This window comes from Comamonas sp. FUJ_7, assembly GCF_057369555.1.
Window position 1 is genome coordinate 679,480 of sequence record NZ_JBXXZI010000001.1, and the last position, 12,973, is coordinate 692,452.

The window sequence follows — 12,973 nt, forward strand, 5'->3', positions numbered from 1 at the left end:
CAACCTCGAATACATATCGAAGTAAGAATTATTCTTATTCTATTTTAAAAAATGACTTGCCCGACTCAAAAAGCCAACCCCCACCTATCACCCGGTGGCGCGAAGCAGCAATAAAAAAAGCACTGTCACCTTGCAATGACAGTGCTCTCAAGCCCTGGGCTGACCCAGACAATCTGGGCTGGAACCGGCCTTTTTGATTAGCTACCAAGACTGGAACGGTGATCAATGAATCTCAATGAAATCAGCTTTCAAGCTTATCCATCAAGCGGTAAAAGCTATCAAATCAGGATCCACTAGGCACAGATATCACCAGTTCAGCCCTACCAGTTCAGCGCCTGAGCCAGTTGCTCGGCGCGGGTTTCGTCGCGCGGCGTGACCACCGAAGCACGCAGGATGGAGCGGCTACTGCCCTGGTCCACGATCCAGAAAACAACGCGCTTGATAGGCGCTGCTCCTGGCTTGCTTTGCGCGATGTTTTTCTGCTCGCTCACCTCAAACGTCCACTGACGACCTTCTGGCTTGCGGTCCTTGGCTCGTGTTTGCGCCGCGAAGCTGCTTTTTTTCAGCGCCCTCGCCTCCAGGCGGAACTGCTTTTCCAGCGCTGTGCGCAGCAGCTTTTCCTGTGCTTCATCGGACTCAGGGATCTTCAGGCCCGTGGTCAGGCCCAACTGCTGCTCGGTCATCAAATCGCGGTACATCATGCGCTGTGAATCCAGCGGCTCCTGCAGATGAAAGCCCGCCGCACGCATGGGCAGAACCATGCCGGTGCGGCGGTTTTCCAGCTCGGCCACCTGAGGATCTCTAGCCAGCACCCAGATATTTTGCAACCCGCCTGCATTACGCAGGTACTGACGCATCAGCCGCGCCGCATCCTCATTTCTCCCCTGTAGCGCCGCCAGCTCGGCCCCATATTGCTGAGCCTGATCGATCAGCTCGGACTCCAGCCTGAACAGGCTGACATAGGGCCAGGCTTGCAGTGCCTGATCCAGATATCGCCCAGCCTCAGCCTGCTGCCCCGCCTTGAAGGCGGAAATGCCTGCCACCGTATTCAGGCGAGCCAGCTCGGCGGGATACTGGGCATCAGACAGCGCAGCGCGGGCCAGTTGACCGGCTTTGGGCCAGTCCTTGTCGGTTTGCCAGGCCCTTGTCACCGCCTGCTCCTGGCTCGGCAACTGCGGCGGCAGCTCAGGGGCTTTGCTCCATTTCACGGCCTGCCAGAGCAGTGGCAGTTGCTGCAGCGCGGTATCGCGCTCGCTGTCCAACTGCTCGGCTCCCAGAGTCAGATTCCAGCTACCGCGCACCAGTGCCCAATCCAGATGCAGGATATCGGACCGGCCCTCACCTCTTTTCTCGTGCCTGGCCTGCTGGATTTGCACTGTGTCCGTGAAAGGCAGCCCTGGCAGCTTCATGGCAGGCTCGCTGGATTGATCGCTGGCCAGCATGTTGCGCTTTTCAAGCAGCCATTTCTGTTGGGTCTCAGCATCCATCTCCTTGAGCCGTGCGTCGTAGCTCAGGCGCATGCGAGCCAGCAGGCGCTTGCCATCGGGCTTCAAATAAATGTATTGCAGCTGGGCAATGTCCTTGCGATCCTGGGCAGGCTCCAGCCCAAACAACACCCAGCGCCCCTGCACCAGCGGCACGCTGAACTGCGCGGCCTGGTAGTGCAGCTGGTTGCGCTCTGCATCCCATTGCCACAGCGGCGCAAAAGGCTTGCTCTCCTGCTTGAGCGCCTGCAGATAGCGATTCAGAGCCGCCTTGTCGTGCGCCATCACCGCTGCCATCAGGCCGCGCTGAATCAGTGCCTGCATCTGGCCGTTGACCGGGCCCATCTCATCGGACGCCGCCTGCAGCATCATCTGATCGGTCTGCGATACGGCCTGCGCATACTGGCCCTGCTGATAGAGCAAGGTGTAGAGCAGCTCGGAAGCATCGAGCTGCTCATAAGGGTTGCCGCGCGGCTGCGTCATCTCTACCAGCTTGCGCGCCTCTCCTATGGCATCGTCCCAGCGCTTAGCCCTAGCCGCCTCGACCACAGCGCGGCGCTGCTTGAAAAAAGGTGTGTCCTGCTCGGCGCGTTCAGCCGCCTGATCTGCACTCCCTTGGGTCTCGCTCGCATACAACTCTGGCGACGTCAGTAGTAATGCGGAGAGAGCAATGGCGGTAAGACTAGAGATGGACGGGCGGCAAGGTAAACAAGGCATGAGGCGGCAGACAGCGGCAGTTCGACAGGCTTGCAGTATAGAAAGCCAAGATGCCCGCCCCATGAAAAAAGAGCAGCACATAGCCGCTCTTTTCAACTGAAGGCGAGGTCGCTCAGTCCACCAGGCCGGCGTAGACGTGCTGCACGTCGTCGTCGTTTTCCAGACCCGCCAGAAAATCCTGCACTTCTTCCTGCTGCTCGGCAGACAGACTGACCATGCTCACAGGATTCTTGGCCTTGTAACCCAGCTTGACCGACAGCACCTTGATGCCTTGAGCGGGCAGCGCCTTGCTGACGGCGTCCAGATCTGCGATCTCGGTAATGAACAGGGTCACGCCCTCTTCATCGCCGGGTTCAAAGTCCTGGGCGCCTGCTTCAATGGCAGCCATTTCCACGTCAGCACCGTTTTCAGGCTCGCCCTCGATCATGCCCACATGGTCAAAGTCCCATGCCACGGCGCTCATCTGGCCCTTGCGAAAGCACACGCGCATATTGGGAGCCGTGCGATTGGGGTTGTCGGTCAGGCACTCCACCATCACAGGAACGCGATGCGGGGCATAACCCTCAAACAGCACGCTGGAATAGTTCACGGCATCAGCGCCAACCCCGGACCCCTTCTTGATCGCACGGTCCAGCGTATCCTTGGGCATGGATGCCTTGCGGGCCGCTTCCACCGCCATGCGCAGACGCGAATTGGCCGACACATCACCTCCACCCAGACGGGCTGCCACGGTAATTTCCTTGACCAGCTTGCCAAACAGCTTACCCTTGGCATCGGCGACAAGCGCCTTGCCCTTTGCTTTCCATTGCGCGCCCATGGCTGCGTTCCTTGTTGAATATGGTCCAAGCCTGCGCTGTGCTCACAGGCTGCTCGCCAAAACTGCGGCGAGCAAAAGCCGGATTTATACACCTGCTCGCTATCTTGCGTCGGCAGGCTACATCAAGTCCGGGTCATAAATACAGGCAAGCGGCAGGCCGCTGCGTGCATCTCCAGGAGAAAACCATGTACCGCCTCACCGCTCACGTATTCAGTTGCAGCGCACTGGCGCTATTCGCAGCTCAGGCCTACGCGGCCCCAGACTTGCGCCTCCAGCCCGTCGCGACCGGGCTGGAACACCCCTGGGCGCTGGCATTCTTGCCCGACGGGCGCTTTCTGGTGACCGAGCGGCCCGGTCGTCTGCGCATTGTGCAAGCCGACGGCAGACTCAATGCACCGCTGCAAGGTCTGCCTGCCACGGCCATTGAAGGCCAAGGAGGCTTGCTGGATGTAGTGCTGGACAGCGACTTTGCACGCAATCGCCAGCTGTATTTTTGCTTTTCCGAGCCAGGAAAAGACGCCGATCGGGGCAAGAACAGCACTGCCCTGGCCAAGGCCAGACTTTCCTCAGATGCCACGGCCTTGGAAGACGTGCAATTGCTGTTCCGCCAACGTCCCAAGGTCGCCTCGGCTCTTCACTTTGGTTGTCGCATTGTGGAGCGCAAGCTCAACGGCAAGCCCGATGGCTCTCTGTTTCTGACGCTGGGCGAGCGCTACAAGGCCATGCACGATGCGCAGAACCTGCGAACCCACCTGGGCAAGATCGTGCGCATCCACAAAGACGGCAGCGTACCGCGCGACAACCCGTTTGCAGGCAAGCCATCTGCCCTGCCAGAGATCTAGAGCTATGGCCACCGCAACAGCCAGGGCGCAGCACTGGGGCCGGACGACGAACTCTGGATGACCGAGCATGGACCGCAAGGCGGCGATGAGCTCAACCGCATCGCGTCAGGCAAGAATTACGGCTGGCCCGTCATTACCTATGGAGAAAACTATGGCGGAGGCAAGATCGGTGCCGGCATCACCGAAAAGGCAGGCATGGAGCAGCCACGGCATTACTGGGTACCCTCCATCGCCCCCTCGGGGCTTGCCTATCTGAGCAGTGAGCGCTATGGCGTGGCCTGGAAAGGCTCTTTCATCACAGGAGCGCTCAAGGCCATGCAGCTGCAACGCCTGCAGATCACGGATGGCAAGCTCACCGCCAGCGAGATACTGCTGCCCCGCCTGGGCCAGCGCGTTCGCGATGTGCGCCAAGGCCCGGACGGCCTGTTGTATCTGCTCACCGACTCACCCGACGGGCAATTGCTGCGCGTATTGCCGGCGCCATAAGCCACTTCAAGCCTCGTATACAGCGTCACAATGCCGGATCAATCAAAACAAAACGCGTGATCTATGCTCAATGCCTTGTGGCTGGGTTTCTTTCTGGTGGGAGCTATTGCGGCGCTGGCGCAGTGGCTCGTCGGCGGCCAGGCCGAGGTGTTTTCGGCCATGGTTCAGGCGCTGTTTGCCATGGCCAGGCTCTCGGTCGAGGTCATGGTGCTGCTGTTCGGCACGCTGACGCTGTGGCTGGGTTTTTTGCGAATTGCCGAGAAAGCTGGCATCGTCGAATGGCTGGCCAAGGTACTGGGCCCACTGTTTGCCAAGCTCATGCCCGAGGTGCCGCGCGGCCACCCTGCTCTGGGTCTGATCACGCTGAACTTTGCGGCCAACGGCCTGGGACTGGACAACGCCGCCACGCCCATGGGCCTTAAGGCCATGCGCGCGCTGCAGGAGCTGAACCCGCGCCCTGACACTGCGACGAACGCGCAGATTCTGTTTCTGGTGCTCAATGCCTCGTCGCTGACGCTGCTGCCTGTCACCATCTTCATGTACCGCATGCAGCAAGGCGCACCAGACCCGACGCTGGTGTTCCTGCCCATCTTGCTGGCCACTTCTGCCTCCACATTAGTGGGCCTGTTCAGCGTGGCGGTGGTGCAGCGCCTGCCCATCTTCAGCCCCGTGGTGCTGGCCTATCTGCTGCCCGTAGCACTCGCACTGGCGGGCTTTATGGCATTTTTGACCACGCTCAGCGCTGCGGCTCTGGCACAACTGTCGTCACTGCTTGGCAATCTCACGCTGTTTGCGCTGATCGTGCTGTTTGTCACTTTGGGCGCCATCAAAAAAGTACAGGTCTACGACAGCTTTATCGAAGGCGCCAAGGAAGGCTTTGACGTTGCCAAGGGCCTGCTGCCCTATCTGGTGGCAATGCTCTGCGCCGTGGGCGTGTTTCGCGCCTCGGGGGCACTGGAATATGTGCTCTCGGCCATTCGCTGGGCCGTAGATGCCGTGGGCATGGATGCCCGCTTTGTCGATGCGCTGCCCACGGCGCTGGTCAAGCCGTTCTCAGGCAGTGCCGCCCGCGCCATGCTGATCGAAACCATGCAAAGCCAGGGCGTGGACAGTTTTGCCGCCCTTGTCGCCGCCACCGTGCAAGGCAGTACCGAAACCACCTTCTATGTGCTGGCCGTGTACTTTGGCGCCGTAGGCATACAGCGCGCACGCCATGCCGTGCCCTGCGCACTGCTGGCCGAGCTGGCCGGCGTGGTGGCAGCCATTGTGGTTTGCTATCAATTTTTTGGGTAAAACCCAGACTTCATAAGTGCTACAGCCCGATTTATCAATATTTCAATCCCAAGAGGAATCTATGAACACCGAGCCAGCCGCATTGCTACAGACCTCCTGGCACCGCGCCTGGACCGCCTTGGGTCTGACTCCCGCAGCAGACTTGCAGCAGCGCCTGCTCACGGCTTGGGCCGAGCCCCAGCGCCACTATCACACCCTCCAGCATCTGGCCGAGTGCCTCACGCACTTTGAAACCACCCAAGCGTTGGCCGAGCACCCTGGCGAAGTGGCCATCGCGCTCTGGTTTCACGACGCCATCTACGACCTCAAGGCCAAGGACAATGAGCTGCGCAGCGCGCAATGGGCCGCGCAGGAACTCCAGCACAGCGGCGCCGACGAAACCCTATGCCAGCGCGTACATGCACTCATCATGGCCACCTGCCACACCGTTGCGCCGGGAGATTCAGATGCTCAGTTGCTGGTCGATATCGACTTGGCCATTCTGGGCGCCAGCCCCGAGCGCTATGCCGAGTATGACCAGCAAGTGCGCGCCGAATATGCGTGGGTGCCCCAGCTGATTTATGGCTTCAAGCGCAAGCAGGTTCTGCAGGAATTTTTGCAGCGCCCGCAGATTTACAGCACTGCACACTTTCAGCAAGCACTGGAAATTCAGGCCCGTAGCAATCTGCGCAAAGCTACTGGAGCCTGAAATGCGCAGCACCACGTCCCCAAAAGCTGTTTACTGCTCCGGCACGATGCCATCGGCATAGTCATACAGCTCACCCAGAATCTCTTCGGCACGCTCGTCGGCGGTTTCAGACAGGGCATCGACCATGGCAAACATCTGCTCTGCCGTGCGTGCGCCGCCTGCGCCTTCAATCAGGCAGGCAGCGCGGTGCTCTTCCCAGCGCTGCTGCTCCTGCGGGTTAAGCGTCTGGGGGAAGTTGCGCGCACGGTAGCGCCAGACCAGCTCGCTCAGGCGGGCATCGTCAAAGCCGGTTTTGTCCAGCGCCAGCTCTTGCGGCGATAGACGCTTGATGCGCTCCAGGCGACGGCGGTCTTCGTTGCCGATAAAGCCGCCATACAGATCCTGATCGGCATCCAGCGGATCACCGGCTTCGCGCGTGAACACGGCTTTCCATTGCGCGCTCATATCGGGCAGGTCGCGGGCAATGGCGGCATGCTGCATGCATTGCTCCATGTTCACGCCCCATTTTTCGGCCATGGCCGGGCTCAGCGTCTTGAGGCTGCCCACCACCATGGGCGATTTGTTGACGTGAATATTCTTGATGGGCAGGCGCGTCACACCCTCGGGCATGTCCGCCTGGCGCGTGAACATGCGCAGGCGCAGGTCTTCGATGCTGATGCCGGCCAGCTCTGACGGATCGGCCGCCAGATCCCAGCAGATCACCTCGTTCTTGTTGGTCGGGTGCGTGGCCAGAGGCCACATCACGGCCAGGCAACCGCGCGCGGGGCTAATCATGCCGGTCACATGCAGGAAGGGGCGAGCGTGCTCCTGCGTGGCGGGCAGGCCCATCTCGCGCAGCGCACCATCCTTTTTGTGCAGGCCAAAGGCAAAGTCAAACAGACGCGGCTGCTTACTGCGAATGAGCCGCGCCAGCCCGATGGTGGCGCGCACATCGCTGAGCGCATCGTGGGCTTGCTCATGCAGGAGGCCGTTGGCGCGGGCCAGGTCTTCGAGCTTGAAGCTGGGAGTGCCGTCTTCCTTCTGGGGCCAGTTGATGCCATCGGGGCGCAGCGCATAGACCATGCGCACGACATCCAGCAAATCCCAGCGGCCACAGCCGTTTTGCCATTCGCGCGCATAGGGGTCGGTGAGATTGCGCCAGAGCATGAAGCGCGTGATCTCGTCGTCAAAGCGGATGGTGTTGTAGCCCACGCCAACGGTACCAGCCTGGGAGAGCTCGGCCTCAATCAAGGACGAGAATTCGTGCTCGGGCACACCCTCTGCCAGTGCCTTTTGCGGCGTGATGCCGGTAATCAGGCAGGACTGCGGATCGGGCAGATAGTCGTTCGCAGGCTGGCAATACCACATGACGGGCTCGCCGATTTCGTTGAGCTCGGCGTCCGTGCGTATGCCCGCAAACTGCGCCGGGCGGTCATAGCGCGGCTGGGCGCCAAAGGTTTCGTAGTCGTGCCAGAAGAAGGTATGAGCCATGGACTGGAAGTATGCCTGCGAAGAGATGCCCGTCTGAAATAATCATCAAATCAGCCTCCAAGGCAATACCAGCATACGCAAGCAGCTATCAAAAAAGAGTGTTCCTAGCATCATTCACTGCTGTAGTCCTTTCACCAAGGCCATCAGCGTCTGCCCCACATCGGCCTCCAGCTTGAACTCCAGCAGCGCATCAGCGCGCGTCACGCCCTGGTTGATGGTGGCAATGCTTTTGCCCTGCTCCTGCGCCGCCAGTGCAAAGCGATAGCCCGAATACACCATCAGCGACGAGCCCACAATCAGCAAGGCATCGGCACGGCCCATGGCATCCAGGCAACGCTGCACCCGCTCACGCGGCACGGATTCGCCGTAGAACACCACATCGGGCTTGAGCACGCCGCTGCCGCAATGCGGGCAGGCTGGCACCTCAAACGCACTGAAGTCGCGTCCTTCCAGATCGGCATCGCCATCCGGCGCTGGCGCGGCATAGAGCTGCGCCCAGGCGGGGTTCAGCGCCAGCAATTGCTGCTGCAGATCGGCCCGCGCCAATGTGTGGTTGCAGGCCATGCAGCGCACAGTATCGATGCGGCCATGCAAGTCCACCACATGGCGGCTGCCTGCCGCGCTGTGCAGCCCATCCACGTTCTGGGTGATCAACAACTCCAGCCAACCGCCCTGCTCCAGCAGCGCCAGCGCCTTGTGGGCCGTGCCGGGCTGGGCCTGCCCCATCACGCGCCAGCCCAGCATGGAGCGCGCCCAGTAGCGCTTGCGCACCAGCTCATCGCCCATGAATGCCTGATAAGTCACGGGTTGGGGCCGCTTCCACTGCCCGCTGGCGTCGCGATAGTCGGGAATGCCGGCTTCCGTGCTACAGCCCGCACCGCTGATGACAACTATCCGGGGATGCTCATGCAACCAGTATTGAAGGCGCTCCTGCGCCAATCGCTCGTTCAGTTTCATCACAGCAAAGGGGAGGTCAGGCGTGCCACTGAAGAGAACAGGCGCTGACGCAACCCGGTCTCGCTGCGGTATTTCACGACCTGGGCATGGCCGAGGTCTTCATCGAACTGCTGTGCCAGCGCCTGATTGAGCTCTTCTCCATAGCCGATCACGCAGACCTCGTAGTTCAGGAAGAAGCTGCGGTAGTCAAAATTCGCCGTACCAATCATGGCCATGTTGTCGTCCACCACCAGCGTCTTGGAGTGCAGCATGCTGGCTTCGTATTCATAAATATGCACGCCGCAGCGAATCAGCTCATCAAAATAGGAGCGCGCCGCGGCCGTCACAAAAGCCGAATCGGACTTTTTGGGCACCAGAATTCGCACATCCACACCCCGCAGCGCGGCATTGGTCAAGGCGGCCAGCGCCCCTTCGGTGGGCACAAAGTACGGCGTGGTCAGAAAAATGCGCTGCTGCGCTGCATTGATGGCGGCCAGATAGGCGCGATAAATGGCATCGAGCTGATCATCCGGCCCCGAGGTCACCACTTGCATGGGAATCTCTCCATCGTCGAATTCGGGCAGCAGATCTTCGAGATCATCAGGCAGCCTGTGCACATCGTTGCCACGCGTATAGGCCCAATCTTCGAGAAAGACCGTCTGCAGCCAGTTGACCACCGAGCCTTCGACCCGGATGTGCACATCGTGATAGGCGTCGTCCCGGATGCGTGCGTTTTCCTCGTCGGTGACGTTCACACCGCCCGTAAAGCCCACCTTGCCATCACAGATCAGAATCTTGCGGTGAGTGCGAAAGTTGATCACGGGACGCAGGCGCCGCCCCACCTTGGCATCGTGAAAGCGCAGCACCTCGACTCCGGCCTGCACCAGCGGAGCGAGAAACTTGCGTCCCAGCTTTTTCGAGCCCAGCGCATCGACCAGCAAGCGCACCTGCACACCCTCTGTGGCCTTGGCGATCAGGAGATCACGCAGTGCCGTACCCGTCTGATCGGGCTCATAGATGTAGTACTCCAAGTGCACATGATGGCGCGCAGCGCTCACCGCCTCGGCAATGGCATCAAACGTCTGAGCACCGCCCACGAGCAACTGCATCGAGGTGGCCGTGCTCACCGGAAAGTCGCTGGTCATGCCCACCAGCCTGGCGACCTGCCGCAAGCGCTCCTGCTGCGCCGGAATACGCTCACGCAACTTCTGCAGGCCGGCGCGCACACGAGAGCGCTTACGCGAGCGCAGCCGCTTGATGCGCTGACGCTTCATGCGCTGCGGCCCGAAGTAGTAATAGACCAGCAGCCCCACGACCGGCAGTGCAGCCATGGACAGCAGCCAGCTCATGGTGGCAATGGGCTGACTGCGTTGCAGCAAAATCCAGATGCCGACCACGATCACATACAGCGTCCAGCCCACGGACAGCCAAAGCTTGACACTCTCATGACCGAGCTGTGTTGCTAACCAGTCCAATTACTCACTCCTGTTGTTTCCTTCTCCGCAGCCATGCTCGCACAAGCAGCGCCCTGGACAGCACGGCTGCAACATCGGGCATACAGCCGTCCAGGGTTTGCCGCGCCCGCTCACTCAAGGGCGTGCCCGCACGAGTATATTGAGGCGCATGACTTCTGAACTCATTACCACCTTGGCCCTGACACGCAAAACAGTGCGAATGACACAGGCAGAGCTTGCCGAGCGTGCCGGCCTATCGCGCATGGCGGTACAGCGCACGGAAACCGGCGATGTGGACCCCCGTTTTTCCACGCTGCAGGAAATGGCCCGCGTTCTGGGCATGGAGCTGATCGCCGTTCCCACAGCGCTGCTCCCTCAGGTTCAGGCGCTGCTCCAGCCCGCCGAAGCCCTGGAGCCACCCGTACAGCCTTGACAGGATCGCCAGCCCTGCAAAATGAAGACTCTTACGTCTTGTTAATCCGGCCTGTACAAAGCCAGGGCCAAAATAGCCTGCATCGGAGCAGGCAGTCGAGGGTTTAGAGATGACGATTCATAACTGGGATTACGAACCGGAAGATCTGGAGGTTCAGGTCAGCGAGTTGCTGCTGGCAACGGCCGATCACAGCGATGAACTGATTGACGAAAGCGTGCGCAAGGTGCTGCATGAATTGCGCCAGCATCTGCGCATGGAGGTCATCTTTGTTTCCGAAATCCGCAATGGGCAACGCATGTTCAAGCATGTCGATACTGCACCGGGCAAAGAGCTGATTGCTACCGGCGGTGGCGGCCCGCTGGAAGAGTCTTTTTGCCAGTGTGTGCTCGATGGCATACTGCCGCGTCTGGTGCACGACGCGGCAGCGCACCCGGCCTTTCCCAAGCTTCCTGCCACGCCCTTTCGGGTGGGCGCGCACTTGAGCTCGCCTATCGTTCTGGCCAATGGCAAGGTCTATGGGACCCTGTGCTGCTTCAGCCAAGGCGGTGATGACAGCCTGAGCCAGAAGGATCTGCACAAGCTGGAATGCGTAGCCAAGATTACGGCCAAACGCATCGACATCAAACAGGCGCAGCAGCAGCTGCAGGAGCAGCTCTCGAAATGGGAGCTCCAGCCGCTGGAAGAAAAGCGCCGTACTACAGCACCGATCTTCCCTAAAAAGCTCTAATCTGGACGCCCCTGATCAGCCGCTAAAGCGGCTTCAGGACAATGCCACACAAATCGCAGCACGCCTTGCGCATCCAGCGGGCTCGGCTTTTCAGGCCCCTGCGGCTCCAAATCGAACCAGTTTCATTGCCACCTCCATTGATGCTCCATCGTCAGAAGCACTGGATTGAAATTTCACTCAAAAACGCATGAAGCCCTTGGCCAGCTTCAGAGTAAAGCTATCCCATCAGGTAGTCATCCCGACAGTCAGGCTCACTCATTGCTGCGTGTTAAGCAGCAGAGGCAGTACCTGAGCCGATGGCAGAGCAATCACCTGATCCGCCACCGCGTCCAGTTCGCTGACATGTGGATTGATGATGACAATGCGTGCCCCGCTTCTGCGCGCAATCTGGGCCAGTCCGGCTGCAGGATAAACCGCGCCGGAGGTGCCGACCACCAGCATCAGCTGGCAATGCTCTGCCGCCTGCTCCGCCTTGGCCCAGGTCTGGGCCGGCAGCGTCTCGCCAAACCACACCACCGCAGGGCGCACCAGGTTGCCGCAAACCGCGCAATGCGGCGGCTCTCCTGGTACTGGGTGAGCCAGGTCGCATGATGCACAACAGCGATTCAGCCAGCGATTGCGTCTGAGGTCTCCGTGCAGGCACAGCACGTCTTCACTGCCTGCAAGCTGATGCAGACCATCGACGTTCTGCGTGATCAGGGTCATTCTTCCCGGGTGACGCAGAGCCCACTGAGCCAAAGCCTGATGCCCTGCATTAGGCACCACTGCATCCAGCTGCTCCCGCCGATGCGCATACCAGCGCCAGACATGGGCGGGGTCGCGCCGATACCCTGCCTCGCTGGCCATTTCTTCGGGCTTGAACTGGGCCCAGTAACCAGTGCCGTCATCCCTGAAGGTGGGCACACCGGACTCAGCGCTGACACCAGCCCCCGTCAAGACCGCCACCCGCTCGGACGTCTCCAGCCACTGCCGGACTTCGGCAATGACATTGCTCCACATCGAAGAATTGACAATCAATGACTGATCCAATGCAATCACCTCAAAAAGCACGTTGCGACATGGAAGACTCCTATCGCACAGCAAGTTGACTACTTTGCCAGAAATTGCAACACACCCGCACATGAACGACTCGGAGCAGTTGATCGTACTTCAGCAGGCCATGAAGCCAGTCACTCTGGCATGGGGCCTTGTTGCAACACTAGGCATAGAGCTGAGTTTTGCCAATCCAGCTCTGCAAGACTGGCTACGGACCTTGTCTTCCCATCCTCTTCCAAGCTTTAGCAATTCGAGCACGCCAGGCAAGCAGTGATTCAGTGTCTACAAACCGGCCAGTAAGCCTCGAAAGACTTGCCCGGCATAGCAGGACCCTGGCACTTCAGCCCCCTCGAAGGCCTGGCCCGAGCAGATACCGTGCAGTGCTATGTACGGCCCGCCCCTTTACCCCGGCCTCACCTGAAGGTGGCCCGGCACTGAATCATTCCTTGTCACCAGGGCTCGGGCAGCTGGGCGGCTTTGAGACTTTCCAGAGCACCTGCTCTTTCATTACTGGCAAGAAGAGCCATGGATGCAGTTGATGCGCACACCCTCACCGGGAACGCCTTTTGTGCTGTCCTGCACACCGTAGAC

Annotated in this window: 10 protein-coding genes and 1 pseudogene; 5 read left to right on the forward strand and 6 right to left on the reverse strand. The window is 60.1% G+C overall.

Annotation, left to right across the window (positions count from 1 at the left end; all coding sequences use genetic code 11):
* Positions 1 to 320: 320 nt before the first annotated feature.
* Together AC2I9W_RS03085 and AC2I9W_RS03090 are read right to left on the reverse strand one after the other, a co-directional pair.
* Positions 321 to 2,201, reverse strand: a complete 1,881-nt coding sequence (locus AC2I9W_RS03085; RefSeq protein WP_486408564.1) for a hypothetical protein — start codon at positions 2,199 to 2,201, stop codon at positions 321 to 323.
* A gap of 112 nt (positions 2,202 to 2,313) precedes the next feature.
* Positions 2,314 to 3,018, reverse strand: coding sequence for a YebC/PmpR family DNA-binding transcriptional regulator (locus AC2I9W_RS03090; protein WP_486408565.1), 705 nt, complete (start codon positions 3,016 to 3,018; stop codon positions 2,314 to 2,316).
* A gap of 185 nt (positions 3,019 to 3,203) precedes the next feature.
* On the opposite strand from AC2I9W_RS03090, the pseudogene AC2I9W_RS03095 reads away from it, so the two are divergent.
* From AC2I9W_RS03095 to AC2I9W_RS03105, 3 genes and pseudogenes are all read left to right on the forward strand, one after another.
* Positions 3,204 to 4,346, forward strand: a pseudogene (locus AC2I9W_RS03095) (PQQ-dependent sugar dehydrogenase).
* A 63-nt stretch (positions 4,347 to 4,409) separates the two neighbouring features.
* Positions 4,410 to 5,639 (forward strand): nucleoside recognition domain-containing protein, encoded by a 1,230-nt coding sequence (locus AC2I9W_RS03100; protein WP_486408566.1) that lies wholly within the window; start codon positions 4,410 to 4,412, stop codon positions 5,637 to 5,639.
* A 61-nt stretch (positions 5,640 to 5,700) separates the two neighbouring features.
* The gene (locus tag AC2I9W_RS03105; RefSeq protein WP_486408567.1) at positions 5,701 to 6,327 is read left to right on the forward strand and encodes an HD domain-containing protein; all 627 of its coding nucleotides are present in this window, start codon (positions 5,701 to 5,703) and stop codon (positions 6,325 to 6,327) included.
* Positions 6,328 to 6,357: 30 nt separating this feature from the next.
* Here AC2I9W_RS03105 and sbcB read toward each other — a convergent pair whose 3' ends face one another.
* The 3 genes from sbcB to cls form a co-directional block, all read right to left on the reverse strand.
* Positions 6,358 to 7,797 (reverse strand): exodeoxyribonuclease I, encoded by a 1,440-nt coding sequence (sbcB, locus tag AC2I9W_RS03110; RefSeq protein WP_486408568.1) that lies wholly within the window; start codon positions 7,795 to 7,797, stop codon positions 6,358 to 6,360.
* A 114-nt stretch (positions 7,798 to 7,911) separates the two neighbouring features.
* Entirely contained in the window at positions 7,912 to 8,754 is an 843-nt protein-coding gene (locus AC2I9W_RS03115) for an NAD-dependent protein deacetylase (protein WP_486408569.1), read from the reverse strand.
* Positions 8,754 to 10,208 (reverse strand): cardiolipin synthase, encoded by a 1,455-nt coding sequence (gene cls / locus AC2I9W_RS03120; RefSeq protein ID WP_486408570.1) that lies wholly within the window; start codon positions 10,206 to 10,208, stop codon positions 8,754 to 8,756. Before cls ends, AC2I9W_RS03115 begins: the two co-directional genes overlap by 1 nt.
* Before the next feature lie 148 nt (positions 10,209 to 10,356).
* Here cls and AC2I9W_RS03125 point away from each other — a divergent pair, with 148 nt between their 5' ends.
* The gene (locus tag AC2I9W_RS03125; protein ID WP_486408571.1) at positions 10,357 to 10,620 is read left to right on the forward strand and encodes a helix-turn-helix transcriptional regulator; all 264 of its coding nucleotides are present in this window, start codon (positions 10,357 to 10,359) and stop codon (positions 10,618 to 10,620) included.
* 109 nt (positions 10,621 to 10,729) lie between these two features.
* Positions 10,730 to 11,347, forward strand: a complete 618-nt coding sequence (locus AC2I9W_RS03130; protein WP_486408572.1) for a GAF domain-containing protein — start codon at positions 10,730 to 10,732, stop codon at positions 11,345 to 11,347.
* A gap of 255 nt (positions 11,348 to 11,602) precedes the next feature.
* Here the strand turns inward: AC2I9W_RS03130 and AC2I9W_RS03135 are convergent, their stop codons facing one another.
* Entirely contained in the window at positions 11,603 to 12,346 is a 744-nt protein-coding gene (locus AC2I9W_RS03135; RefSeq protein WP_486408705.1) for an SIR2 family NAD-dependent protein deacylase, read from the reverse strand.
* Positions 12,347 to 12,973 lie beyond the last annotated feature (627 nt).